At 68.6% G+C, this 23,352-nt stretch carries 24 protein-coding genes and 1 tRNA gene; 18 read left to right on the top strand and 7 right to left on the bottom strand.

What is annotated here, in order from left to right; genetic code table 11:
• Positions 1 to 11: 11 nt before the first annotated feature.
• Genes G8A07_RS20185 through mmsB form a run of 3 tightly spaced genes read left to right on the top strand, consistent with a single transcriptional unit; the run spans position 12 to position 2,891 of the window.
• Positions 12 to 800: an enoyl-CoA hydratase gene (locus tag G8A07_RS20185; RefSeq protein ID WP_195793762.1), complete on the top strand. Its 789-nt coding sequence runs from the start codon at positions 12 to 14 to the stop codon at positions 798 to 800.
• Positions 801 to 809: 9 nt separating this feature from the next.
• Positions 810 to 1,943, top strand: coding sequence for an enoyl-CoA hydratase/isomerase family protein (locus tag G8A07_RS20180; protein WP_195793761.1), 1,134 nt, complete (start codon positions 810 to 812; stop codon positions 1,941 to 1,943).
• 27 nt (positions 1,944 to 1,970) lie between these two features.
• Entirely contained in the window at positions 1,971 to 2,891 is a 921-nt protein-coding gene (mmsB, locus tag G8A07_RS20175; RefSeq protein ID WP_195793760.1) for a 3-hydroxyisobutyrate dehydrogenase, read from the top strand.
• A 4-nt stretch (positions 2,892 to 2,895) separates the two neighbouring features.
• Here mmsB and G8A07_RS20170 read toward each other — a convergent pair whose 3' ends face one another.
• The 5 genes from G8A07_RS20170 to G8A07_RS20150 form a co-directional block, all read right to left on the bottom strand.
• Entirely contained in the window at positions 2,896 to 3,333 is a 438-nt protein-coding gene (locus G8A07_RS20170) for a GFA family protein (protein WP_195793759.1), read from the bottom strand.
• A gap of 70 nt (positions 3,334 to 3,403) precedes the next feature.
• On the bottom strand, positions 3,404 to 3,940 hold the full coding sequence (locus G8A07_RS20165) for a phospholipase D family protein (RefSeq protein ID WP_195793758.1): 537 nt from the start codon (positions 3,938 to 3,940) through the stop codon (positions 3,404 to 3,406).
• Positions 3,941 to 3,965: 25 nt separating this feature from the next.
• The gene (locus tag G8A07_RS20160; RefSeq protein WP_195793757.1) at positions 3,966 to 4,382 is read right to left on the bottom strand and encodes a hypothetical protein; all 417 of its coding nucleotides are present in this window, start codon (positions 4,380 to 4,382) and stop codon (positions 3,966 to 3,968) included.
• 265 nt (positions 4,383 to 4,647) lie between these two features.
• Positions 4,648 to 5,073 carry a hypothetical protein gene (locus G8A07_RS20155; protein WP_195793756.1) on the bottom strand — a complete coding sequence of 142 codons (426 nt, stop codon included), beginning with the start codon at positions 5,071 to 5,073 and terminating at the stop codon, positions 4,648 to 4,650.
• Positions 5,074 to 5,193: 120 nt separating this feature from the next.
• Complete coding sequence (locus G8A07_RS20150) at positions 5,194 to 5,427, bottom strand: hypothetical protein (RefSeq protein WP_195793755.1); 234 nt, start codon at positions 5,425 to 5,427, stop codon at positions 5,194 to 5,196.
• 384 nt (positions 5,428 to 5,811) lie between these two features.
• Here G8A07_RS20150 and G8A07_RS20145 point away from each other — a divergent pair, with 384 nt between their 5' ends.
• From G8A07_RS20145 to G8A07_RS20135, 3 genes are all read left to right on the top strand, one after another.
• Positions 5,812 to 6,300, top strand: a complete 489-nt coding sequence (locus G8A07_RS20145; RefSeq protein WP_249937069.1) for a DUF2726 domain-containing protein — start codon at positions 5,812 to 5,814, stop codon at positions 6,298 to 6,300.
• A 410-nt stretch (positions 6,301 to 6,710) separates the two neighbouring features.
• Positions 6,711 to 7,808 carry a ParA family protein gene (locus G8A07_RS20140; protein WP_195793754.1) on the top strand — a complete coding sequence of 366 codons (1,098 nt, stop codon included), beginning with the start codon at positions 6,711 to 6,713 and terminating at the stop codon, positions 7,806 to 7,808.
• 10 nt (positions 7,809 to 7,818) lie between these two features.
• The gene (locus G8A07_RS20135; RefSeq protein ID WP_195793753.1) at positions 7,819 to 8,499 is read left to right on the top strand and encodes a RelA/SpoT domain-containing protein; all 681 of its coding nucleotides are present in this window, start codon (positions 7,819 to 7,821) and stop codon (positions 8,497 to 8,499) included.
• A gap of 214 nt (positions 8,500 to 8,713) precedes the next feature.
• Here the strand turns inward: G8A07_RS20135 and G8A07_RS20130 are convergent.
• Positions 8,714 to 8,801 (bottom strand) — tRNA-Ser (locus G8A07_RS20130).
• Positions 8,802 to 8,894: 93 nt separating this feature from the next.
• Positions 8,895 to 9,722: a symmetrical bis(5'-nucleosyl)-tetraphosphatase gene (locus tag G8A07_RS20125; protein ID WP_195793752.1), complete on the bottom strand. Its 828-nt coding sequence runs from the start codon at positions 9,720 to 9,722 to the stop codon at positions 8,895 to 8,897.
• A gap of 104 nt (positions 9,723 to 9,826) precedes the next feature.
• On the opposite strand from G8A07_RS20125, the gene G8A07_RS20120 reads away from it, so the two are divergent.
• From G8A07_RS20120 to G8A07_RS20065, 12 genes are all read left to right on the top strand, one after another.
• Positions 9,827 to 11,134 carry a hemolysin family protein gene (locus tag G8A07_RS20120; RefSeq protein ID WP_195793751.1) on the top strand — a complete coding sequence of 436 codons (1,308 nt, stop codon included), beginning with the start codon at positions 9,827 to 9,829 and terminating at the stop codon, positions 11,132 to 11,134.
• Positions 11,131 to 11,889: a SapC family protein gene (locus G8A07_RS20115; protein ID WP_195793750.1), complete on the top strand. Its 759-nt coding sequence runs from the start codon at positions 11,131 to 11,133 to the stop codon at positions 11,887 to 11,889. The genes G8A07_RS20120 and G8A07_RS20115 overlap by 4 nt, the downstream gene beginning before the upstream one ends.
• A 115-nt stretch (positions 11,890 to 12,004) precedes the next feature.
• Positions 12,005 to 13,375 (top strand): 3-carboxy-cis,cis-muconate cycloisomerase, encoded by a 1,371-nt coding sequence (gene pcaB, locus G8A07_RS20110; RefSeq protein WP_249937068.1) that lies wholly within the window; start codon positions 12,005 to 12,007, stop codon positions 13,373 to 13,375.
• Positions 13,372 to 14,631 (top strand): alpha/beta fold hydrolase, encoded by a 1,260-nt coding sequence (locus tag G8A07_RS20105; protein WP_195793749.1) that lies wholly within the window; start codon positions 13,372 to 13,374, stop codon positions 14,629 to 14,631. Before pcaB ends, G8A07_RS20105 begins: the two co-directional genes overlap by 4 nt.
• Positions 14,632 to 14,695: 64 nt before the next feature.
• A complete protein-coding gene (locus G8A07_RS20100; protein ID WP_195793748.1) occupies positions 14,696 to 15,061 on the top strand; it encodes a hypothetical protein in 366 nt (121 codons plus the stop codon).
• A 138-nt stretch (positions 15,062 to 15,199) separates the two neighbouring features.
• Positions 15,200 to 17,305, top strand: coding sequence for a 3-hydroxyacyl-CoA dehydrogenase NAD-binding domain-containing protein (locus G8A07_RS20095; protein WP_195793747.1), 2,106 nt, complete (start codon positions 15,200 to 15,202; stop codon positions 17,303 to 17,305).
• Positions 17,306 to 17,308: 3 nt separating this feature from the next.
• Positions 17,309 to 18,781 (top strand): M20 family peptidase, encoded by a 1,473-nt coding sequence (locus tag G8A07_RS20090; protein WP_195793746.1) that lies wholly within the window; start codon positions 17,309 to 17,311, stop codon positions 18,779 to 18,781.
• A 40-nt stretch (positions 18,782 to 18,821) separates the two neighbouring features.
• On the top strand, positions 18,822 to 19,997 hold the full coding sequence (locus tag G8A07_RS20085; RefSeq protein ID WP_195793745.1) for an acetyl-CoA C-acyltransferase: 1,176 nt from the start codon (positions 18,822 to 18,824) through the stop codon (positions 19,995 to 19,997).
• Positions 19,994 to 20,413, top strand: coding sequence for a PaaI family thioesterase (locus tag G8A07_RS20080; protein WP_213086177.1), 420 nt, complete (start codon positions 19,994 to 19,996; stop codon positions 20,411 to 20,413). Before G8A07_RS20085 ends, G8A07_RS20080 begins: the two co-directional genes overlap by 4 nt.
• Before the next feature lie 10 nt (positions 20,414 to 20,423).
• Entirely contained in the window at positions 20,424 to 22,247 is a 1,824-nt protein-coding gene (locus G8A07_RS20075; protein WP_195793744.1) for an acyl-CoA dehydrogenase, read from the top strand.
• The gene (locus tag G8A07_RS20070) at positions 22,234 to 22,443 is read left to right on the top strand and encodes a hypothetical protein (protein WP_195793743.1); all 210 of its coding nucleotides are present in this window, start codon (positions 22,234 to 22,236) and stop codon (positions 22,441 to 22,443) included. The genes G8A07_RS20075 and G8A07_RS20070 overlap by 14 nt, the downstream gene beginning before the upstream one ends.
• A 21-nt stretch (positions 22,444 to 22,464) precedes the next feature.
• Positions 22,465 to 23,259, top strand: a complete 795-nt coding sequence (locus G8A07_RS20065) for an SDR family oxidoreductase (protein WP_195793742.1) — start codon at positions 22,465 to 22,467, stop codon at positions 23,257 to 23,259.
• The last annotated feature ends 93 nt before the right edge of the window (positions 23,260 to 23,352 follow it).

Raw genomic sequence — 23,352 nt, 5'->3', positions numbered from 1 at the left:
TCTCTACACCCATGAACAACTCCGACTACACCGGCCTCGCGCTGGAGCTGCGCGGCCACACCGCGATCCTGACCCTGGACAACCCGCCGGCCCATACCTGGACCGCCGACAGCCTGGCCGCGCTGGAGCGCCTGGTGGGTGAGCTGAATGCCCGGCGCGATGTCTACGCCCTGGTGATCACCGGCGGCGGCGAGAAGTTCTTCAGCGCCGGTGCCGACCTGAAGCTGTTTGCCGACGGCGACAAGGGCCGCGCCGCGACGATGGCGCGGCGCTTCGGCGCGGCCTTCGAGGCGCTGGCGGGCTTCCGCGGCCTCAGCATCGCGGCGATCAACGGCTATGCGATGGGCGGCGGGCTGGAATGTGCGCTGGCCTGCGATCTGCGCGTGGCCGAGAGCCATGCGGTGATGGCCCTGCCCGAGGCCGCCGTGGGCCTGCTGCCCTGCGCTGGCGGCACGCAATGGCTGGCCTGGACCGTCGGCGAGAGCTGGGCCAAGCGCCTGGTGCTGCTGGGCGAGCGCGTCGATGCCGAGACCGCGCTGCGCATCGGCCTGGTCGACGAACTGGCGCCCAAGGGCCAGGGCCTGGCGCGCGCGCTGCAGCTGGCCGAGCAGGTCGGCCGGCAGAGCCCCAGCAGCGTGGCCGCCTGCAAGAAGCTGATCCAGGGCGCGCGCCACGCCTCGCCGCAGCAGCAGCTGGCGGCGGAACGCGAGGCTTTCATCGCGCTGTTCGACACCGAGGATCAGCGCGAGGGCGTGCAGGCCTTTCTCGGCAAGCGCAGTCCCCAGTGGCGTAACGGCTGAGGGGGCAAGATGTCTGATGCTCCCGTTCTCTTCCGCACCCTGCTCACCGCTTCCGGTCACCGCTTCGGCCATGCGAGCCTGAACGCGCCGGCCAGCCTGAACGCGCTGACCCTGGAGATGGTCGATGCGCTGGATGCGCAGTTGCGCAGCTGGGCCGCCGATCCGCAGATCGCCGGTGTGGTGCTCGACGGCAACAGCGAAAAAGCCTTCTGCGCCGGTGGCGATGTGGTGGGCCTGTACCGTGCGATGCGCGCCGCTGGTGCGGGCCAGGTGCCGGCCGAGGCGGCCGCCTTCTTCGAGCGTGAGTACCGGCTGGACTTCCTGATCCATCGCTACCCGAAGCCGCTGCTGTGCTGGGGCCATGGCATCGTGATGGGTGGCGGCATCGGCCTGATGGCCGGCGCCTCGCACCGCGTGGTCACGCCGCGCAGCCGGCTGGCGATGCCGGAGATCACCCTGGGCCTGTACCCGGACGTCGGGGGCAGCTGGTTCCTGCCGCGCCTGCCGGGGCGCTGCGGCCTGTTCCTGGCGCTGACCGGCGCGCCGCTGAACGCGGCCGATGCGCTGTGGGCCGGCCTGGCCGACCATGCGGCGCGCGCCGAGGACCAGGGCGCGCTGCTGGAGGCGATTGCCGCGACGCGCTGGGCCGGCGCGCGCGGGGCCGATGCCGAGCGGCTGGACGAGCTGCTGCGCGCGCTGCCCGCGCCGGTGCTGCCCGAGTCGCCGCTGCGCCGGCATCGCGAGCGCATCGACGCGCTGATCGGCCCGCACCAGGGCCTGGCCACGCTGGCGCCGCGCCTGCGCGCGCTGGCGGCGGACGAGGATCCCTGGCTGGCCCAGGCCGGCCGGACCTTCCAGCAGGGCTCGCCCAGCTCGGCCGCGCTGGCGCTGGCGCTGCAGCGGCGGCTGAAGCAGGCCTCGCTGGCCGAGGTGTTCCGGCTCGAGTACCAGGCCTCGGTCGGCTGCTGCGTGCAGCCGGACTTCGCCGAGGGCGTGCGTGCGCTGCTGATCGACAAGGACAAGGCGCCGCGCTGGCAGCCGGCGGCGATCGCGGATGATGAGGAGGCGGGGGCCGAGTCCCTGGTGGACGCCTTCCTGCAGCCGCGCTTCGAGGGGCCGCATCCGCTGGCCGATCTGAACTGAAGGAGACCCGAGAACATGAGCTTGAGCATGAGCAACAACAGTCACATCGCCTTCATCGGCCTGGGCCATATGGGCGGCCCGATGGCGGCCAATCTGGTGCGCGGCGGCTTTGCCGTCAGCGCCTTTGATCTCAGCGAGGCGGCGCTGGGCAAGGCCCGCGAGGCCGGCGTGACGATCGCGCCCTCGGCCGCCGCGGCCGCGGAAGGCGCGGCGGTCGTGATCTCGATGCTGCCGGCCAGCCGGCATGTCGAGCGGCTCTATCTGGGCGGGGAGGGGGAAGCGGATGAGGGCCTGCTGGCACGGCTGGCGACCGGCGCCCTGGTGATCGACTGCAGCACCATCGCGCCGGCGGCGGCCCAGCGCGTGGCGCGGGCGGCCGCGGCGCGTGGCCTGGCGATGATCGATGCGCCGGTCTCGGGCGGCACCGCCGGCGCGGCGGCCGGCACCCTCACCTTCATCGTCGGCGGCGCGGCCGAGGCGCTGGAACGCGCGCGGCCGGTGCTGCAGGCGATGGGCAAGAACATCTTCCACATGGGCGAGGCGGGGGCCGGCCAGGTGGCCAAGCTGTGCAACAACATGGCCCTGGGCGTGATCATGGCCGTCACCGGCGAGGCCCTGGCGCTGGGCGTGGCCCATGGGCTGGACGCGCAGGCGCTGTCGCAGATGATGGCGGTCAGCACCGGCCGCAGCTGGGCCACCGAGGTCTGCAATCCCTGGCCCGGCGTGCTGCCGAACGCGCCGGCCTCGCGCGGCTACAGCGGCGGCTTCGGCAACGACCTGATGCTGAAGGACCTGGGCCTGGCGGTGGAGGCGGCGCTGGGCAGCGGCGCCGCGGTGCCGCTGGGCGAGCTGGCGCGCAATCTCTATGCGATCAACAGCCAGGCCGGGCGCGGCGCGCTGGATTTTTCCAGCGTGGTGCAGGTGATCGCGAAGCCGCCGCTAGGCTGATTCTTCAGCGTTCCAGCAGGGGGCTGCTCAGCCCCTCCGCGTGCAATGGTATGTCTGCCAGCTCGGCGAGCCAGGGCATCGCCGAGCTGCCCCACAGCTGCACCGTGGGGCGCAGCTGCGCGCGCTCGTTGATGCAGCCGAGCCGGAAGTTGAGCGTCTGCTTGGCCTCGCCCTCGGGCTCGCTGCCGTAGAGCTGGGTGCCGCATTCGGGGCAGAAGGCCTGGCTGCGCCGCCGGCCGCTGGCGGCGACTTTCACGTACTCCTTCGGCGCGAGGCGCCCGCTCAGGCGGACCTGCGCCGCGGGCACCGCCAGCACGGCCCGCAGGGGTGCGCCGGACAGGACCTGGCAGTCCGCGCAATGGCAGACCAGCACCCGCGTCGGATCGATATCCTCGGCGCTGAAGGCGATCGCGCCGCAATGGCATTGGCCGGTGATGCGCATCGGAGGAGCTCCTGGCGTGATGAGGGAGGGGCTGCGGCGGAGTATGGATGAGCCTGGTGCGCGGCGCCGCTCAGCGCGGCGCGGGATAGGGCTGGCCGAGATCCCAGCGCGACTGCCAATGCGCGAGGTACTGGCGCGCGACCTCGGGCATCTCGCGCAGGACGAGCACGTTCTCCGAGTTGCCCGTCTCGGCGGAGGGCGCGTAGTTGAAGGAGCCGGTCTGCACCGTCTGGCCGTCGACGATGAGGGTCTTGTCGTGATGCAGGTGGAAGCGGTCGTTGGTGCGCAGTTCCACGCCATGCCGGGTCACGAGGTCCATGGCCTTTTTGCTTGGCTTGTTGAGGTTGCGCTTCTTGTCGACCACGATGCGCACCTCCACGCCGCGCCGCTCGGCCTCGACCAGCGCCTGCGCGATGTCCGGCGCCTGGAAGGCATAGGCCAGCATCTGGATGCTGTGTTTGGCGTCGGCGATCGTCTCCAGCAACAGCCGGCGCGCCGAGCCCTCCGGCGAGAAACCGACCTGGACGCCGGGCTCGGCATGGGCGGGGGCGCCGAGGCCGAGCAGGGCGGCTAGCGCGATGCCTTGAAGAATCTTCGTTGCTGCCATACGGATTTGTTGCGTCGAGTCCGGTTCAATTGCCCGGGCGCGACTTGGTCTTGTAGTTGGTGTCCGGCGGCGTCCAGAACACGGCGCCGAAACTGGTCTCGTTCAGATGCGGCGGCAGGCCGCGCGCCTCCAGCTGCTCGCGCAGGCCGGCCAGGCCGGTATCGGAGCTCAGCACATAGCCCTCGTCCAGCACGTCCCCGTAGTTGGCCTCGGTGTTGCCGACCGCGATCTCGACCAGGTCGCTGCCGATCTCGCTGCCGTCCAGGGTCCAGACATGCACGTCCTGGTCGACCGCGTAGGTCTTGATGCGCCACACCGAGCCGTCCGCCGCCGCAAAGAACTGGATCGTGTCGAACTCGTCCTCGGTGGCGGCCTCTTCCATGTTCAGGGCATAGCTGCTCCGGATGGAGAGGCGAAAGAGGATCAGTTGCGTGCTGCTCATGCGGGGAGAAAGAAAAGACTCTTTGTGTGCTGATTGATGATGCCGTGATGGCGAAGGTCTGGGCGCAGGAGGGCCGCGCAAAGCGGCCCGGGGGACACGGAGCAATTGCGCATGCCCGCGTCCCGGCGCCACCCGGCTCTTTGCAGGAGCCGTCAAGACCACGCCAGGAATGTCAAAAGTCAATGAACAAAGAGCCAAGAAAAAGACTACGGGCAGGCATCGTAGCGCTTGCTTGCCTCGTCCGCCCGAGGACCGCCGCGCGCTGCTACACGTTCATGACCTTGCCCAGCTTCCAGGTCAGGAAGATGCCCCAGGCCAGCAGGCCGAGCAGCGGCATGGCCTTGAGCACGCCGGTGGAGCGGAAGCCGTCGAAGTAGGAGAAGCTCGGCTGCAGCAGGCGGGCGTAGTCCGGCGAGCGTCCTTCCAGCTCGCGGCGCAGATGCTCACGATAGGTGCAGGTCCGCGCGATCGAAAGAAAGGTCAGGATCGAGAGGCCCAGGCCGCAGATGGCCATGTAGACGGTTCCGGCCTGGCTGACGGAGGCCTGCGCGATCGCGCCCACCAGGAAGGCGGTGGCGGCGATGAAATAGGCGGTCTTCTGGTTGACGATGGCGTTCTCGCTCATCCACAGCTTCGCAATTTCCTCGGGGCTGACCCGGTGCGCGCTGGAGTTCCTGCCGTCGTCACTCATGATGGGTATGCCTTTAACGAAGAAGCCGGTTGAAGAGGCTTCCATGATCACTGCGCCCAGGCAGCGGTCAATCGTGAAAGCCCGGAGGATCACCGAGACGGGGCATTGCAGGGGGATATCTCAGTCCGTCAACTCCTGGCACTGGCTCTCCAGCGCGATGCGCACCTTGTCGACCTTGGCCGCCGGAATGGTCCAGCCGCCATAGACCGGATTGCGCTTGCCGTCCCAGCGGCAGACATCGAACACGACCTGCTCCAGCGCGCCGCTCGCCGGGCCGATGATGGTCATGTCGCCGCTCGCCAGATGCGCGGTGCGGATCTGCCCGGGGACTCCGGGCTTAATGTAGATACCCAATGCCAACTCCCTCAACTACTTGTCGTCTTCGACCGATTGCTTCTTCGTCGCTCCCGGTGAATCTGCTTTTCTTTGTCTCTTTTTTACTTGATTTCGGGGCGAGGCGCAGCCTAGCGGTAGGCGAAGACTGCGTCGAGATCAGATGGGGAAAAAGCCGGGTGGCGAGGCCTACCTGAAATGAGAGGTGCAGAAGCGCTGTGGCGTGGTAGGCGAGGCCAGAAGAGGTGCAGGAGGCGGAGCACAAGCAAGCAACGACGGGAGACCTGCTCGTTGCTATGAGGGTTTAAACAGTCGAGAGGACCCGCATCTCTTTGATAAAAAGTCTCTTCACGTGCGGGGGGGCTGTGCTCGCCCTGGAAAGAAAGCCAAGGGAGGAACAAATAAATGCGACTACTGGACACGCCAACCCTATGGTTGCTGCTGCTTCTCTTCGTCGGCATGGCCGTACTGCTTGCGCTGATGGGCAAAGGCCGGCGCCGCGCTTCGGGCCGGGTTGCCGGCAGGAAGCCGCTGACCGAGCGTGAGCAGGCGATGTACTTCCGGCTCACACAAAACCTGCCGGACCATGTCGTGCTGGCCCAGGTGGCGTTCTCATCTCTGATCAACACCAAGGACCGCCCCACCAGAGCCACGTTTGATCGCAAGGTGGCCGACTTCGTGGTCTGCACCAAGGACTTCGCCGTTGTCGCCGTCGTGGAGCTGGATGACGCGAGTCACAAGGGGCGAGCGCAGCAGGACGCAGCGAGGGATGCGCTGTTGCAGAAGGCCGGGCACCGGGTGATCCGGTTCCGCAATGTGCCTGACGGCGCGGAGGTCAGGGCGGTGGTTGCGCCGCCAACTCAACGGGCGTCCCAGGATGCAGTCGTGGCTTAGTCGTTGGGCGATGGCTCGCTATGAGCCCTTAGCAAGCTGTTGGAAAACGTCGCGAGGACGGCCGGCTACTACGCACCCGGAGTGCAAAAGCCGGAACATACCTGGGGTACGTGAGGATTACGAGCGCCGCGCAGCGACGCAGATGGTTACTGCAGTAGTTAAGGGGCAATCGCCTATGGCTGCTCCGCAGCCGGAGCAGCCTGCCTGCCCTCGGCCAAGAGCCAACATTAGGTCAAATGCCCCACAAGCTGTCGTTCGGATTGGGCCGACGATCCCTTCAGGTGGCGCGAGCGTGCGTGCGGATTGCCTGAAGTGCTGTGCTGAGCTCAGAAGAATGGACCACCACGGCGCGCCACCGGGCATGCCGGCCGCTGCAGGTATGCTGCTCTCCTGAACCGTAGGAGCGCAACGTGAAGACAATCTCAGTGTTTAACAACAAGGGGGGCGTAGGCAAGACCACCTTGACCTTTCATCTTGCACATGCGCTCGCGGAGCTAGGCCATCGTACGCTCCTAATCGACCTCGACCCCCAATGCAACCTGACCATCTACGGCATGGATCAGGACACGCTGCATGACATCTGGAAGGCGGAAGATTCCTTTGTAGCTGACTTCAAATCTGCCCAACAGAAGTTGATCGCGAACGACTTCAACACACTGATCGGCCAGACGCGTTCTATCCACTTTCTGCTTAAGCCTGTTGAGGATGGCATCGATGACCTTCCCAGTCTTCCCCCGCCTCGCAAGCTTGCGACCAACCTGGACCTGATTCCAGGCCGCCTCACTATGCATCTCTACGAGGATGCTGTCTCTCGCCGCTGGAGTGAGGTCTACCAAGGTGACCCCTTGGCGGTGAGAACGGCAACAAGGCCTCGGGAGTTGGCGATCGCCTACGCGCAGCAGTTCGGCTATGACTTCGTGATCATGGACACGTCGCCTAGCTTAGGCACTCTGAACCGTCTGGTCATCTCGACCACCGATGGCTTTTTGATCCCCTGCATGCCGGATATGTTTTCCCTTTACGGTATCCGCAACATCGGGAACGCGCTGGCGGTCTGGAAGAAGCAGTTCGACACCATTTACCACCTGCTGTCCAACGAGAAGCGGGCTCTATTCCCCGAGAACTTTGTGCGCCTGCTCGGGTTCACCATCTACAACGCCAAGCGGTACACGGGCGCATCTGAGTGGGACCTGGCCCAGGCTCACTTTAACTACGCAACGCAAATCCCCCACGCGATCGCCGAGTTCATCCCTGAGGCGGTGCGTGACCACCTTGACCAGGCAGTGTGGTCTCATCCCATCGGCAACACCGCCATCATGCATACGCACAACACCATGCCTGCTATGGCTCAGAAGTACCAGCGCCCGATGTGGAGGGTGCCTGGTGCACCACTTGAGCAGGAAGACGCTTCAACGGTCGCCGGAAATCGCGGACTCTACCAAGCTACACAAGCGCTCTACCACACCTTCGCGAAGGATCTCTTGAACCGCTTGAACTCCTTGAACTGAAGGTTGGGCTATGTCTGACCAGCACGCTGCCGACCTCGCTCTCGCCGCGTTTGAGGAACGCCGGCATGAGCTCTCGATCTTCATGAAGGGAGTTGAGGGCTGGTTCGCGAGCCACCCGAAGCTGACTGGTGGTTCCACCTCCGCTGTGCACTCGGTCAAGTCGCGGCTTAAGGACTCGGGGCACTTAAAGGAAAAAATCCTCCGTAAGCAGGCGGGCGGGGACCCCATAACAGCCGACAACCTGTTCACCCGCGTCACCGACTTGGCAGGCGTGCGGGTGCTGCATTTGTACCAGGAGCAGGCGCGGGCTATCCATGCCGCGATCATCGACAAAGTGGCGAACCAGCGTGATTGGGTATTTAACGAGCCGCCTAAGGCCTACACCTGGGATCCAGAGGCGCAGGGTTTTTTTGCCAACATGGGACTAGAGGTCCACGTAAAGGACAGCTTCTATACCAGCGTTCATTACTTGGTGCGGCCACGCGCCGAATCGCCGCACTGCTGTGAGATCCAGGTGCGCACACTCTTCGAGGAGATCTGGGGCGAGGTTGATCACACCTTGAACTATCCGAACCCAACTGACAACGTGGCATGCCGCGAGCAACTCCGCGTGCTGACGAAGGTTGTTGGCGCTGGCAGCCGCCTCGTCGACGCGATCTTCCGCACGGCAGCGAGTGATCCCACAAAGTAGTGTCCTGACGCCGATGTATCCAGGTGGTCTGCGGTGTCGCTCGCGGCAGTGTCAGGTTGGGCGATACGGCCGAGATGCACGATCTGCGAACGGCCGCTTAGTGGCCATCCGATTGTCTGCAACGGGTAGAGCCAGCCAGACGAGCTGCATCCAACGAGGGAGCGCCTTCAGCCTTAATTGATAGCCGCAGTAGTGCTCAAGACGGCAAAAAAGATGGCGGAGGCTGTGAGATTCGAACTCACGGACGGTTGCCCGTCGACAGTTTTCAAGACTGTTGGGTTAAACCACTCCCCCAAGCCTCCGGATCGGCCGGCTGTGGCTGCCGGTGCTGCATCGGTCGCTCAACCGCACGCAGGGCCCGCATTCTAGCCTCGTGCGCAGCGCCCTCGCGCCCGCTACTCGCCCGCCCCCGACGCTCGTTCGCAGTCGACCTGGATCAGCTCGCGCCGGCCGCCGTCGACGCGCATCGCGGAGAGGTGGCCGCCCCAGACGCAGCCGGTGTCCAGCGCCAGCAGGTCGCTGCGCTCCAGCAGGCCCAGGGTGGACCAATGGCCGAAGGCCACCGGGGTGCCGGCGCTGCGCCGGCCGGGCACGTCGAACCAGGGCATGTAGCCGGGCGGCGCGGCGGCCACGCCGTCCTTGGTCTTGAAGTCCATGCGGCCCTCGGCGTCGCAAAAGCGCAGCCGGGTCAGCGCGTTGACGATGCAGCGCAGGCGCGCGACGCCGGTGAGCTCGTCGCTCCATTGCTCGGGCTCGTTGCCATACATCTGCGGCAGGAACTCGGCCAGGGCCCGCGGGTCGCGCAGCAGGGTCTCGACCTCGGCGGCCAGCGCCAGGGTCTGCTCGCCGGTCCATTGCGGCAGCACGCCGGCATGCACCATCAGCCAGCCCTGGGCGAAACAGGCCAGGCGCTGCTGACACAGCCACTGCAGCAGGGCCTCGCGGTCCGGCGCGTCCAGGATCTCCTGCACCGTGTCGCCGCGGTGGGGCTTGCGTACGCCGGCGGCGGTGGCCAGCAGGTGCAGGTCATGGTTGCCCAGCAGGCAGGTGGCGGCGTCGCCCAGGCCCTGCAGGCGGCGCAGGGTGGACAAGGAGGCCGGGCCGCGGTTCACCAGGTCGCCCAGCAGGTAGAGACGGTCGCGGGAGGGAGAGAAGTCGAGGCGGGCCAGCAGACGCTCCAGTGCGTCGCAGCAGCCCTGGATGTCGCCGATCAGGTAGTGCATACCGGGATTGTGCTGTCGGATTCGTCACGGGCTTCTGCTACCCTTGCGGCCTTCTGAAAAATTGGCGTGGCCGCGGGTATACCCCGACAACCGGCACGCTCTCAATGGATACTGCGCTTGTCATCTTCCTGATTCTGCTCAACGGCTTGTTTGCCATGTCCGAGATGGCGCTGACCGCCAGCCGCAAGGCGAGGCTTCAGGTGATGGTGGAGGGAGGGGAGTCCGGGGCGCAGGCCGCGATGGACCTGCACGAGAACCCGACCAAGTTCCTGTCGACGGTGCAGATCGGCATCACCTCGATCGGCGTGCTGAACGGCATCGTCGGCGAGGCCGCCTTCTCCGGCCCGCTGGGCGCCTGGCTGGAGGCCATCTTCCACATGCCGCAGCGCGCGGCCGATCTGACGGCCACCGGCCTGGTGGTGATGATCATCACGGTGCTGACCATCATCTTCGGCGAGCTGGTGCCCAAGCGCCTGGGTCAGATCTATCCCGAGACGGTCGCGCGCCTGGTGGCGCCGCCGATGGAATTCCTCTCGCTGGTCGCGCGTCCGCTGGTCAAGCTCTTGAGCTTCTCGACCGACGCGACCCTGGGCCTGCTGGGTCTGCGCGGCAAGGTGCAGCGCGGTGTGACCGAGGAGGAGATCGCGGCCAGCCTGGAGGAGGGCCTGGACGCCGGCGTGATCGAGGAGCAGGAGCACCAGATGGTGCGCAATGTGTTCCGCCTGGACGAGCGCCAGGTCGGCTCGATGATGATCCCGCGCGCCGAGATCGCCTGGCTGGACATCGACGACGACGCCTCGCAGGTGCTGGAGATGCTGAAGGCCCATGGCTACAGTCGTTACCCGGTGTGTCGCGGCGGCCTGTCGGATGTGGTCGGCGTGATGTCGGCGCAGCAGCTGCTGCAGCGCTCGCTGGCCTGCGAGCCGCTGGTGCTGGCCGAGGGGCTGGAGGCGCCGATCTTCGTGCCCGAGACTCTGTCGGGCATGGAGTTGCTGGAACATTTCCGCGGCTCGGATGCGCAGCTGGTGTTCGTCGTCGACGAATACGGCGAGGTGCAGGGCGTGATCTCGGTGCGCGATGTGCTGGAAGCCATCGCCGGCGAGTTCTCGGCCCCGAGCGATGGCGATGCCTGGGCGGTGCAGCGCGAGGACGGAAGCTGGCTGATGGACGGCCTGATCCCGAGCCCCGAGCTGAAGGACCGCCTGGGCCTGAAGGAACTGCCCGAGGAGGATCGTGGGCGCTACAACACCCTGGCGGGCATGGTCATGCTGCTGCTGGGGCGTCTGCCGCGCACGGCCGATGTGGTGGAGTGGAACGCGTGGAGATTCGAGGTCGTGGACCTCGACGGCAAACGTGTGGACAAGGTGCTGGTCTCGCGACTGGCTGATGACGACGGAGAAGACGAGAAATGAGCAACCCCCCGATGTACGGCAGCCTGGTGCCGCTGGACCGTGAACAGCACAAGAACCTGCGCCTGCAGTCCGAGCTGCCGACCCTGGAACGCGCCGCCGAGCTGAACTCGGTGTTCCTGGCCGCCGTTGAGTTCAACGAGGCCTGCAAGGAATTCCCGATCGTGTTCGTGCGCGTCGGCGACGCACCCAAGGACGGTGCCGCGCCGGCCGTGGCCCCGCTGGCGGTGTTCGGCCTGAAGCCCGGCAGCAACCTGTTCATCAAGGACGGCAAGTGGACCGGCAACTACACGCCGGCCTATCTGCGCCGCTACCCCTTCGCGATGGCCCGCATCGACAGCGGCGACCAGATCGCCGTCTGCTTCGACGAGCAGTGGAAGGGCTTCTCGCAGACCGAAGGCACCGCGCTGTTCGGCGCCGACGGCCAGCCCAGCGAGTTCACGACCAACGCGCAGGCCTTCCTGGAGAACTTCGAGCGCGAGGCCGAGCGCACCCGCCTGGTGTGCGAGGAACTGCAGAAGCTCGAGCTGCTGCAGGACATGCGCTTCGAGGCCACCCTGCCCAACGGCGAGAAGATCGACGTCGACGGCTTCCTGGCCATCAACGAAGAGAAGCTGAGCCAGCTGCCCGACGCCAAGGTGCTGGAGCTGTTCCGCAACGGCGTCAGCTCGCTGATCGAGATGCACCGCGTCTCGATGGGCAATATGAGCCGCCTGGCCCAGGGCCACTCGGCCGCGGCCGCACCCGCCGCAGCCTGAGCGCAACACTGCGCACGCTCGCTAACCCGCATCCGCGGGTTAGCCCGCTGCCGACACGCGAGCGCCTCGCTAGCATCGATTGCACTCTGGCTTTTGGTGTTGTGATTCCGTGTTGGTGAGCGAAGTATTTTTGTCCACGCCCGAGATGCTGGCCCTGCTCGACGAGCGGGCGATGGTCCAGGCGATGATGGATTTCGAGGCGGCGCTGGCACGCGCCCAGGCGCGCGTCGGCCTGATCCCGCAGGCCGCGGCCCAAGCGATCGCCAGCCTGTGCCGTGCCGAACTCTACGATGTGCATGCGCTGGTCGCGGCCAGCGCCCGCGCCGGCAGCCCGGCGATCCCGCTGGTCAACAAGCTCACCGAGACGGTGGCGCTGTTCGACCCCGCCGCCGCCGGCTTTGTGCACTGGGGCAGCACCAGCCAGGACGTGATCGACACCGCGCAGGTGCTGCAGACGCGCCGTGCGCTGCGCCTGATCGAGGAAGACCTGCTGGCCCTGGCCGGCCAGTTGCTGGACCGCGCCGAGCGCCATGCCGAGGTGCCGCTGCTGACGCGCACCCTGATGCAGCCGGCCCTGGTCGGCAGCCTGCGCGGCCGCCTGTACAACTGGGTCGCGCCGCTGCTGCGCAGCGCCGAGGCCCTGCGCGCCCATGCCGACAGCGCGCTGCTGCTGCAGCTGGGCGGCGCGGCCGGCACCCTGGCCTCGCTGGGCGCGCAGGCCGAGGCGGTGGCGGCCGAGGTGGCCGCCGAGCTGCGCCTGCCGCTGCCCGCCACGCCCTGGCATACCCAGCGCGACCGCTGGCTGCGCCTGGGCGCCGAGCTGGGCGTGCTGACCGGCTCGCTGGGCAAGCTGGCGCGCGACTGGTCGCTGCTGGCCCAGCCCGAGGTCGGCGAGCTGATGGAGGGCGCCGCCGGCGGCTCCAGCGCGATGCCGCACAAGCGCAACCCGGTCGCTTGCATGCAGGCCCTGGCCGCGGCGAAACGCGCGCCGCAGCGCGTCGCCGCGCTGCTGGCCTGCATGGACCAGGAGCATGAGCGCGGCCTGGGCGGCTGGCAGGCCGAGCAGGCCGAATGGGCCGGCCTGCTGCTGAGCTGCCATGGCGCGGTGCGCGCGCTGAGCCAGGCCGCGGCCGCGCTGCAACTGCATCCGGCGCGCATGCTGGAGAACATCGAGCGCCAGCAGGACCTGGTGTTCGCCGAAGGCCTGGCGCTGCTGCTGGCGCGGGTCTGGGGCAAGGCGCGTGCGCACCAGGCGGTGGAGGCGCTTTCGCAGCAGGTGCTGGCCGAGGGCAAGCCGCTGCGCCTGCTGGCGCGCGGCCTGCACCAGGCCGATGCCGCGCTGCGCGAGCGCATCGAGGCGGCCGAGCTGGAAGCCGTGTTCGACCAGCGCGCCGCGGCCGCACAGGCCGACGCCAGCGTGGCGCGCGGCCTGCGCGAGGCGCGTGCCTGCTGGACCGCGCTGATGGACAATCCCGTCTCATCATGAGGCCCGAGCCGCCGGATCCCGCCGACCAGCGCAGCGACGATTTCGATCGCGGCCTGGCGAACCGGCGCGCGATGCTGGGCGAGGACTGGGTGCAGCGTTCCACCGCCGGCGCCACCGCCTTCAATGCCGAGTTCCAGGACTTCATCACCCGCTATGCCTGGCACGAGATCTGGGGCCGCCCCGGGCTGGACAAGCCGACGCGCCGCCTGCTGGTGCTGGGCATGACGATGGGCCTGGCGCGCTGGGAGGAGTTCGAGCTGCATTGCCGCGCCGCGATCCGCGGCGGCGTGCCGCTGGAGAAAATCCGTGAGACCCTGCTGCAGGGCGCGATCTACTGTGGCGTGCCGGCCGCCAACACCGCCTTCAAGATCACCGGCGAGATCCTCAAGGCCGAGGGGCTGGCGCCGCTGCCCCAGCCGCTGACGCGCCCGCAGCGCCCGCGCCCGCAGCAGACCTTCAGCCAGCCGCAGCTGGCGCTGATGCTGCAGGGCGAGGGCCAGGGCTTGCCCGTGCTGTTCAGCCATGCGCTGGGGCTGGACCTGCATCTGTGGGACGGCGTGGCCGCCGAGCTGGCGGCGGCCGGCCATCCGACCCTGCGCTACGACCAGCGCGGCCATGGCGAATCGGCGCGGCCGGCCGGGCCCTACAGCCTGGAACAGCTGGTCGACGATGCCGCGCGCCTGATCCGCGAATGGGGCCGCGGCCCGGTGCTGTTCGTCGGCCTGTCGATGGGCGGCATGGTGGGGCAAGGCCTGGCCCTGGCCCATCCCGAGCTGCTGCGCGGCCTGGTGCTGGCGCACACGACGGCCCAGTATCCCGAGGCGGCGCAGACGGCCTGGGCCCAGCGCATCGCCGCGGTCGAGGCCGGCGGCATGGCCGCGGTGGCGCCCATGGTGACCGAGCGCTATCTGCATGCCGAGTTCCGCGCCGGCGAGCCGGAGGCGGCGCAGGCGCTGCAGGCCCAGCTGTTGCGCCAGGATCCGGCGGCCTATGTCGCGGCCTGCCACGCGGTGCGCGGCGTCGACTACCTGGCGCGGCTGGCCGCGGTGCGCTGCCCGACCCTGGTGATCGCCGGCGCGCTGGACCAGGGAGCGACCCCGGCGATGGGCCGGGCGATCGCCGAGCGCATTCCCGGCGCGCGCTTCGAGCAACTAGCCGGGGCCTCGCACCTGAGCCCGCTGGAGCAACCCGACGAGTTGCTGCTGTTGTTGCGACGCTTCATCGGGTCAATCAAACCGGTGACAGCCTCCACCTAGAACGAGCGTTGGCGCGTCCGGACCCGGGCGCTACATTGGTCGCGAAACCGTTACCGGAGGTGCGATGGATGCAACCCAATCGCTGATGTTGGTGGGCGTGGGCCTGGCGGGGGCGGGCGCGGCCTGGGTCGGTGCGGTCTGGTGGTTCGGGCGGCGACTGCGCGTCTCGGCGGCCCGCATCGGCCATCTGGAGCAGTCGCGCCAGCAGGTCAGCCAGCAGGTGACGCAGGCGCGGCGCCAGGTCGAGCAGCTGCAGCGCGAGCTGGGCGAGCTGCGCCAGACGGTGTCGCCGGCCGCCGCGAGAGCCGCGGCCGCCACGGCCGCTGCCGCGACCCCGCCGCTCGAGCCCGAGGTCTTCCTGCCGCTGTCGCCGGACAAGCCGGCACCCAAGGACGGCTTCGCGCCGACCCAGATCCTGTCGCGCCGCTGAGCGAGCGCGCTGTCGCGGCAGGGACATCGCCGCGCCCCTTTTGCTGCCTAGAATCGAACGATCGTTCTATTCTTCGCCCGGCGTCGAGAAGCCGACCGCCGGGCCGGGTTGCATCGCTCTGCCAATAAGGGGCCGTCCATGACTGCTAGCTACGAAGTCCGCGGCAATGTCGCCGTGATCACCCTGAACAACCCGCCGGTCAACGGACTGGGCTTCGACACCCGCAAGGCCGCGGCCGAGGGCATCGCGAAGGCCGAGGCCGATGCGACCGTCGCGGCGGTGGTCATCACCGGCGCCGGCAAGGCCTTCTCGGGCGGGGCGGACATCCGCGAGTTCGGCAGCCCGAAGGCGCTGGCCGAGCCGAACCTGCTGAGCCTGATCGCGGTAGTCGAGAACTGCACGAAGCCGGTCATCGCCGCGATCCACACGGTCTGCATGGGCGGGGGCCTGGAGCTGTCGCTGGGCTGCCATTACCGCGTCGCCGCACCGGGCGCCAAGATCGCGCTGCCCGAGGTCAAGCTGGGCCTCTTGCCCGGCGCCGGCGGCACGCAGCGCCTGCCGCGCGCTTTAGGTGTCGAGCCGGCCCTGAACATGATCGTCACCGGCGAGCCGGTCGCCAGCGAGCTGCTGGCCCAGGTGCCGGGCCAGCAGCTGTTCCAGAAGATCATCACGGGCGACCTGCTGGAGGGCGCTATCGCCTTCGCGCGCGAGGTGGCCGACCAGCGCCCCCTGCCCAAGGTGCGCGAGCGCAAGGCCCGCTTCACCAACCCCGAGGCCAGCCCCGAGGCCTATTTCCAGTTCGCCCGCAATATGGTCGGCGGGATGAGCAAGAATTTTCCGGCGCCGCTGCGCTGCCTGGAGGCGGTCGCCGCCGCGGTGACGATGAAGTTCGAGGACGGCCTGCGCGCCGAGCGCGAGGGCTTCGCGCAGCTGATGCTGACGCCGGAATCGAAGGCGCTGCGCCATGCCTTCTTCGCCGAGCGGGCCGCCAGCAAGATCGGCGATGTGCCCGAGGACACGCCGCAGCGCAAGATCGAGAAAGTCGCCGTGATCGGCGCCGGCACCATGGGCGGCGGCATCGCGATGAACTTCCTGAACGCTGGTCTTCCCGTGACGATTCTCGAGACCCGGCAGGACGCGCTGGACCGCGGCCTTGCGACCATCCGCAGGAACTACGAGGCCCAGGTCAAGAAGGGCAAGCTCAAGGAAGACAAGTACCAGCAGCGCATGGCCCTGCTGACGAGCACCCTGAACTACGCCGACATCCGGGACGCGGACCTGGTGATCGAGGCGGTGTTCGAGGAACTCTCGGTCAAGGAAGCGGTGTTCAAGCAGCTGGACGAGGTGATGAAGCCCGGCGCGATCCTGGCCTCCAACACCTCGACGCTCGATGTGAACAGAATAGCTGGCTTCACCCAGCGTCCGCAGGACGTGGTCGGCCTGCATTTCTTCAGCCCCGCCAACGTGATGAAGCTCCTGGAGGTGGTGCGCGGCGCCGCCACGGCCAAGGAGGTGCTGGCCACCGTGATGGCCGTCGCGAAGAAGATCAAGAAGACTGCGGTGGTCTCCGGCGTCTGCGACGGCTTCATCGGCAACCGCATGATCGAGCAGTACAGCCGCCAGGCCGGCTTCCTGCTGGATGAGGGCTGCACACCGCAGCAGGTCGACCGCGCGATCGAGAAGTTCGGCTTCGCGATGGGCCCGTTCCGCATGGGCGATCTGGCCGGCAACGATATCGGCTGGGCGATCCGCAAGCGCCGCTACCAGGAGAAGCCGAACCTGCGCTACTCGAAGAGTGCCGACCTGCTGTGCGAGCTGGGCCGCTTCGGCCAGAAGACGCAGGCCGGCTGGTACGACTACCGGGAAGGCAAGCGCGACGCGATTCCCTCGCCGGTGGTCGAGGCCATGCTGGCCAAGCACCGCGCGACCCTGGGCCATGCCCAGCGCCAGATCGGCGACGAGGAGATCGTGCACCGCCTGGTCTATGCCCTGGTCAACGAGGCCGCGCATCTGCTGGAGGAGGGCATCGCCCAGCGCGCCTCCGACGTCGACATGGTCTACCTGACCGGCTACGGCTTCCCGCTGTGGCGCGGCGGCCCGATGTGCTACGCCGACACCGTGGGCCTGTTCAATGTCGTGCAGACCATGCAGCGCTTCGCGCGCAACCCGGCCGATGACGCCGCCTTCTGGGAGCCGGCGCCGCTGATCCAGCGCCTGGTCGCGCAGGGCAAGTCCTTCTCCTGACCGATGCCGATGCGGCGGGCACTGAAAGTCCTGGGGCTGGCGATGCTGGCGCTGATCCTGGCGGTGGCGGTCAACACCTGGCGCCAGGGGTCGCGCCAGCTGCAGGTCGCGCCGCTGCCGCCGCTGGCGGTCGACGAGGCCGGCCTGGCCGAGCGCCTGGCCGGCGCGGTGCGCGCGCGCACCATCGCCGCGGCGGATGACGCGCGCCTGAATGCCGACCAGTTCCAGCGCCTGCATGCCCATCTGCAGCAGGCCTACCCGCGGCTGCATGCGGCGCTGAAGCGCGAGACCGTCGGCGAGCTGAGCCTGCTCTACACCTGGCCCGGCAGCGACCCCGCCGCCAAGCCGATGCTACTGATGGCGCACCAGGACGTGGTGCCGATCGCGCCCGGCACCGAGAAGGACTGGGCGCAGCCGCCGTTCGATGGCGCGGTGAAGGACGGCTTCGTCTGGGGCCGCGGCGCCTGGGACGACAAGGGCAATCTGGTCGCGCAGCTGGAGGCCATCGAGATGCTGGTGGCCGGCGGCTTCAAGCCGCGCCGCACCGTCTACCTGGCCTTCGGCGCCGACGAGGAGGTCGGCGGTCTGCGCGGCGCCAAGGCGATCGCCGCGCTCCTGCAGCAGCGCGGCGTGCGCCTGGATTTTGTGCTCGACGAGGGCCTCTTGATCACCGAGGGCGTGATGCCCGGCCTGGCCACGCCGGCCGCGCTGGTGGGCATCGCCGAGAAGGGCTATCTGTCGGTGGTGCTGAAGGTGCCGGCCACGCCGGGCCACAGCAGCATGCCGCCGCCCAAGGGAACCAGCGCGATCGCGATGATGGCCGCGGCGATCAAGCGCGTCGATGACGCGCAGCTGCCCGGGGGCATCCGCGGCGTGGCGCGCGAGATGTTCGAGACCCTGGCGCCGGAGATGCCGGGCCTGCAGCGCGTGGCGCTGTCCAACCTCTGGCTGTTTGGCCCGCTGGTGGCGCGGCAGCTGGAGCAGGGCGCCAGCACCCAGGCGATGCTGCGCACCACCACCGCGCCGACCGTCTTCAATGCCGGCAACAAGGACAATGTGCTGCCCGGCTCGGCCGAGGCCACCGTGAACTTCCGCCTGCTGCCGGGCGACAGCCAGGCCGCGGTGCTGGACCATGTCCGACGCCAGGTCGGCAACGATCGCTTCGAGCTCTATTCATTGCCCGGCGCCTCCGAGGCCAGCCGGGTCTCGCCCACCGCGGCCGAGCCCTACCGCCGCATCGAGCGCACGGTGCGCGAGGTCTTCCCTGGCACCCTGGTGGCGCCGGGCCTGATGATCGGTGCCACCGACTCGCGCCATTTCGAGGGCATCGCCGACCATATCTACCGCTTCTCGCCGGTGCGCGCGCGCCCCGAGGACCTGCCGCGTTTTCACGGCACGAACGAGCGGATCTCCACGGCCAACCTGGCCGAACTGACGCGCTTCTACCACCGGCTGGTGGGCGAAGCCGCGAAGTGAATAGCAGCAGCAACACCCAAGTCCTACGGAGCAAGCAGCCATGAGCAAAGCCGTCATCGTGTCCACCGCCCGCACCCCGCTGGCCAAGAGCTGGAAGGGCGCATTCAACATGACCCATGGCGCGACCCTGGGCGGCCATGCGGTGCAAGCCGCGGTGCAACGCGCCGGCATCGAGCCCGGCGCGATCGAGGATGTGCTGATGGGCTGCGCCACGCCCGAGGGCACGACCGGCGGCAATGTCGCGCGCCAGATCGTGCTGCGCGCCGGCCTGCCGATCTCGGTGGCCGGCGTCACGGTGAACCGCTTCTGCTCCTCGGGCCTGCAGACCATCGCGATGGCCGCGCAGCGCGTGATCGCGGGCGAGGGCGATGTCTATGTGGCCGGCGGCGTTGAGAGCATCTCCTGCGTGCAGAACGAGGCGAACCGCCATATGTACGCCGATCCCTGGCTGGTCAAGCACAAGCCCGAGATTTACTGGAGCATGCTGCAGACCGCCGAGCAGGTGGCCAAGCGCTACAAGATCGACAAGGAGCGCATGGACCGCTACGGCGCCGCCAGCCAGCAGAAGGCCTGCGCGGCCCAGGCGGCGGGCCTGTTCGCCGACGAGCTGGTCGCCGTCACGACGACGATGGGCGTGGCCGACAAGACCCTGGGCCTGATCACCAAGGAGGTGACGATCCAGGCCGACGAGGGCCTGCGCGAGGGCACGACCTATGAGGGCATCAAGGACATCCGCACCGCGCTGCCCGGCGGCGTGATCACCGCCGGCAATGCCAGCCAGTTCAGCGACGGCGCGGGCGCCTGCGTGGTGGTGGCCGAGGACTATGCCGAGCGGCATGGCCTGAAGCCGCTGGGGCGCTTCCTCGGCTTCGCGGTGGCCGGCTGCGAACCCGACGAGATGGGCATCGGCCCGGTGTACGCGGTGCCCAAGGTGCTGAAGAAGCTGGGCCTGACGGTGGCCGACATCGACCTGTGGGAGCTCAACGAGGCCTTCGCGGTGCAGGTGCTCTACTGCGCCGACACCCTGGGCATCCCGATGGAGCGCCTGAATGTCAACGGCGGCGCGATCGCGGTGGGTCATCCCTATGGCGTCTCCGGCCAGCGCCTGACCGGCCATGCGCTGATCGAGGGCCGCCGCCGCGGCGCCAAGAAGGTCTGTGTCACGATGTGCATCGGCGGCGGCATGGGCGCGGCCGGCGTCTTTGAGGTGCTGTGAGCTTCGACCTCGAGACCCTGCGCGGCTTCTTCCGCGCCGCGCCCTTCATGGTGGACCTGGGCGTCGAGCCGGTCGCGGCCGGCGAGGGGCGCATCAGCACCGAGCTGCGGCTGGCGCCGCGCCATCTGCAGCATACCGGCGTCGTGCATGCCGGCGTGATGGCCGCGATGGCCGACCACAGCATGGGTGCGGCGGCCCAGACCCTGGCGCCCACCGGGCAATGGATCCTGACCGCCGAGTTCAAGACCAATCTGCTGCGCGGCGCCCGCGGCGAGCGCCTGCTCTGCGAGGCCTGGGTGATCAAGCCCGGCCGCCAGCTGATGTTCACCGAGGCCGAGGTCTATGCGATCGAGGCCGACGGCCAGCGCCGCCTGTGCGTCAAGGCCTCGGGCACGATGGCCGTGACCCCGGCCTAGGAGGCGCCGCATGCGCGAGACCCTGGAGTTCCTGCTGCACGACTGGCTGAAGGCCGAGGCGCTGAGCGCGCGGCCGCGCTTCGCCGAGCATTCGCGCGAGACCTTCGGCGCGGTGCTGGACCTGGCCGAGAAGCTGGCGCGCGAGAAGTTCGCGCCCTTCAACCGCCTGGTCGATACCGAGGAGCCGAGCTTCGACGGCGAGCGGGTGCGGCTGCCGGCCGCCACCGAGGCGGCGCTGGCGGCCTATGCCGAATCGGGCCTGCTGGCCGCGGCGCAGGACTATGAGCTCGGCGGCATGCAGCTGCCCTGCGTGATCGAGATGGCGGCCAAGAGCTTCATCAGCCGGGCCAGCGTCGCGATCGGCGCCTACGCGATGCTGACCCAGGGCAATGCCAATCTGCTGATGGCCCATGGCAGCGAGCGCCAGCGCGAGGTGTTCGCGCAGGCGCAGTTCGCCGGTCGCTGGTTCGGCACCATGTGCCTGTCCGAGCCACAGGCCGGCTCCTCGCTGTCGGACGTGGCGACGCGCGCCGAGCCCGATGGTGATGGAGACGGCAATAGCGATCCGCTCGGGCCGCGCTACCGCCTGCGGGGCCACAAGATGTGGATCTCGGGCGGCGAGCACGAGATGGGCGAGAACATCGTGCATCTGGTGCTGGCCAAGATCCCCGGGCCGGACGGCCAACTGGTGCCGGGCACGCGCGGCCTTTCGCTGTTCATCGTGCCGAAGAAGATGGTCGATGCTTCGGGGCAACTGAGCGGCGAGCGCAACGACGTGGCCCTGGCCGGCCTGAACCACAAGCTTGGCTATCGCGGCACGAGCAACTGCCTCTTGAACTTCGGCGAGGGCCGCTTCCTGCCGGGCGGCAGGGCCGGGGCGGTGGGCTATCTGGTCGGCCGGCCCGGCGATGGCCTCAAGTGCATGTTCCACATGATGAACGAGGCGCGCATCGGCGTCGGCCTGGGCGCGGTGATGCTGGGCTATGCCGGCTACGAGGCCAGCCTCGAGTACGCGCGCCAGCGGCCACAGGGGCGGCCCATCGGCGTCGGCGGCAAGGACGCATCGCAGCCGCAGCGGCCCATCATCGAGCATGCCGACGTGAAGCGCATGCTGCTGGCGCAGAAGAGCTATGTCGAGGGCGGGCTGGCGCTGGAGCTCTATTGCGCGCGCCTGGTCGACGAGCTGCACACCGGCACGCCGCAGGCCGCCGCCGAGGCGCAGCTGCTGCTGGAGGTGCTGACCCCGATCGCCAAGAGCTGGCCCAGCGAATGGGGCCTGGAGGCCAACTCGCTGGCGATCCAGGTGCTGGGCGGCTATGGCTACACGCGCGACTTCCCCGTGGAGCAGCATTGGCGCGACAACCGCCTGAACATGATCCACGAGGGCACGCATGGCATCCAGGCGCTGGACCTGCTGGGCCGCAAGGTGGTCATGGACGGCGGCAAGGCGCTGCTGGCGCTGGCCGCGCGCATCAACGCCACCATCGAGGCGGCGCTGCGGCGGCCCCCGCTGGCGCAGCAGGCCAACGGCCTGGCCGCGGCGCTGGCCCGGCTGGGCCGCGCGACCAAGAACGCCTGGGCCGGCGGTGAGCCCGAGGAGGCGTTGGCCAATGCCACGCCCTATCTGCAGGCCTTCGGCCATGTGGTGCTGGCCTGGATCTGGCTGGAGTTGGCGCTGACGGTGGCCGACAACGATGACGGCGACTTCGCCCAGGGCAAGCGCGCGGCCGCCCGTTACTTCCATGCCTACGAACTCCCTAAGATCGAGGCCTGGCTGGCCGTGGTGTCCAGCCGCGAATCGCTTTGCAGGGAGATGAAGGATGGCTGGTTCTAGTAGCAGTAGCAACACGCGGGTCTGGATCGAACGTCTGGTCTGGATCCTGATCTATGGCGGGCTGCTGGCCGCGAGCCTGGGCCTCTTCATCCTGCGCGGCGGCGACGAGCTGCTGGGCTGGTTCCTGATCGGCAAGGGCGGCATCGCCGCCGCGGCCGGTACCGTGCTGATCTGGGTCCGGTCCCGCATGACCTGACCCCCAAACCTGGAGACGACGATGACGACGCAACGCGTGCAGGATCTGTTCGACCTGAGCGGCCAGGTGGCCCTGGTGACCGGCGGCTCGCGCGGCCTGGGGCTGCAGATGGCCGAGGCGCTGGGCGAGGCGGGCGCCAAGATCATGCTCAGCTCGCGCAAGGCGGCCGACCTGGAGGAGGCGGTCGCGCATCTGCAGGCCCGCGGCATCGACGCGCGCTGGATCGCCGCCGATGCGTCCGACGAGGCGCAGGCGCGCGGCATCGTCGCGCAGACCATGGAGCGGCTGGGCCGGGTCGACATCCTGGTCAACAATGCCGGCGCCAGCTGGGGTGCACCGGCCGAGGAACATCCGGTCGCGGCCTGGGACAAGGTGATGAACCTGAACATCCGCAGCCTCTTCATCGTCGCCCAGGAGGCGGCGCGCCAGAGCATGATCCCGCGCCGCCACGGGCGCATCATCAACATCGCCTCGATCGCCGGCCTGGGCGGCAACCCGCCCGCGATGAAGACCATCGCCTACAACACCAGCAAGGGCGCGGCGGTGAACTTCACCCGCGCGCTGGCCGGCGAATGGGGCCCATACGGCATCACGGTCAATGCGATCGCGCCGGGCTTCTTCCCCAGCAAGATGACCCAGGGCCTGCTGGCCGCCGTCGGCGCCGACGTGATGGCCGCCCATGCGCCGCTGAACCGGCTGGGCGACGATGAGGACCTGAAGGGCGCGGTGCTGCTGTTCGCCAGCCGTGCCGGCAAGCACATCACCGGCCAGATCCTGGCGGTGGACGGCGGCGTCAGCGCGCTGGTTGGAGGCTAGAAATGGAGCCCCTCGCCCAGCCCCGCCGCGCTGGACGCGGGCGGGGCTGGGCGGTCCCCCGATGGGACGACGACGCATGTGGCATCGAGCCAC

The sequence above is a fragment of the Roseateles sp. DAIF2 genome, from assembly GCF_015624425.1.
Taxonomy (GTDB): domain Bacteria; phylum Pseudomonadota; class Gammaproteobacteria; order Burkholderiales; family Burkholderiaceae_C; genus Kinneretia.
The sequence above is the reverse complement of the archived record's forward strand: the minus strand, read 5'-3'. Positions and strand labels throughout refer to the sequence as shown.

Excerpts from the sequence above, each read along its gene's own strand:
- G8A07_RS20085 (WP_195793745.1), top strand. The coding sequence starts at position 18,822 with ATGAGCAAAGCCGTCATCGTGTCCACCGCCCGCACCCCGCTGGCCAAG.
- G8A07_RS20095 (WP_195793747.1), top strand. The coding sequence starts at position 15,200 with ATGACTGCTAGCTACGAAGTCCGCGGCAATGTCGCCGTGATCACCCTG.
- G8A07_RS20170 (WP_195793759.1), bottom strand. The coding sequence starts at position 3,333 with ATGCGCATCACCGGCCAATGCCATTGCGGCGCGATCGCCTTCAGCGCC.
- G8A07_RS20165 (WP_195793758.1), bottom strand. The coding sequence starts at position 3,940 with ATGGCAGCAACGAAGATTCTTCAAGGCATCGCGCTAGCCGCCCTGCTC.
- G8A07_RS20135 (WP_195793753.1), top strand. The coding sequence starts at position 7,819 with ATGTCTGACCAGCACGCTGCCGACCTCGCTCTCGCCGCGTTTGAGGAA.
- G8A07_RS20120 (WP_195793751.1), top strand. The coding sequence starts at position 9,827 with ATGGATACTGCGCTTGTCATCTTCCTGATTCTGCTCAACGGCTTGTTT.
- G8A07_RS20100 (WP_195793748.1), top strand. The coding sequence starts at position 14,696 with ATGGATGCAACCCAATCGCTGATGTTGGTGGGCGTGGGCCTGGCGGGG.
- G8A07_RS20065 (WP_195793742.1), top strand. The coding sequence starts at position 22,465 with ATGACGACGCAACGCGTGCAGGATCTGTTCGACCTGAGCGGCCAGGTG.
- mmsB (WP_195793760.1), top strand. The coding sequence starts at position 1,971 with ATGAGCAACAACAGTCACATCGCCTTCATCGGCCTGGGCCATATGGGC.
- G8A07_RS20185 (WP_195793762.1), top strand. The coding sequence starts at position 12 with ATGAACAACTCCGACTACACCGGCCTCGCGCTGGAGCTGCGCGGCCAC.
- G8A07_RS20145 (WP_249937069.1), top strand. The coding sequence starts at position 5,812 with ATGCGACTACTGGACACGCCAACCCTATGGTTGCTGCTGCTTCTCTTC.
- G8A07_RS20090 (WP_195793746.1), top strand. The coding sequence starts at position 17,309 with ATGCCGATGCGGCGGGCACTGAAAGTCCTGGGGCTGGCGATGCTGGCG.
- G8A07_RS20075 (WP_195793744.1), top strand. The coding sequence starts at position 20,424 with ATGCGCGAGACCCTGGAGTTCCTGCTGCACGACTGGCTGAAGGCCGAG.
- G8A07_RS20155 (WP_195793756.1), bottom strand. The coding sequence starts at position 5,073 with ATGAGTGACGACGGCAGGAACTCCAGCGCGCACCGGGTCAGCCCCGAG.
- G8A07_RS20180 (WP_195793761.1), top strand. The coding sequence starts at position 810 with ATGTCTGATGCTCCCGTTCTCTTCCGCACCCTGCTCACCGCTTCCGGT.
- G8A07_RS20070 (WP_195793743.1), top strand. The coding sequence starts at position 22,234 with ATGGCTGGTTCTAGTAGCAGTAGCAACACGCGGGTCTGGATCGAACGT.
- G8A07_RS20160 (WP_195793757.1), bottom strand. The coding sequence starts at position 4,382 with ATGAGCAGCACGCAACTGATCCTCTTTCGCCTCTCCATCCGGAGCAGC.
- G8A07_RS20115 (WP_195793750.1), top strand. The coding sequence starts at position 11,131 with ATGAGCAACCCCCCGATGTACGGCAGCCTGGTGCCGCTGGACCGTGAA.
- G8A07_RS20125 (WP_195793752.1), bottom strand. The coding sequence starts at position 9,722 with ATGCACTACCTGATCGGCGACATCCAGGGCTGCTGCGACGCACTGGAG.
- G8A07_RS20105 (WP_195793749.1), top strand. The coding sequence starts at position 13,372 with ATGAGGCCCGAGCCGCCGGATCCCGCCGACCAGCGCAGCGACGATTTC.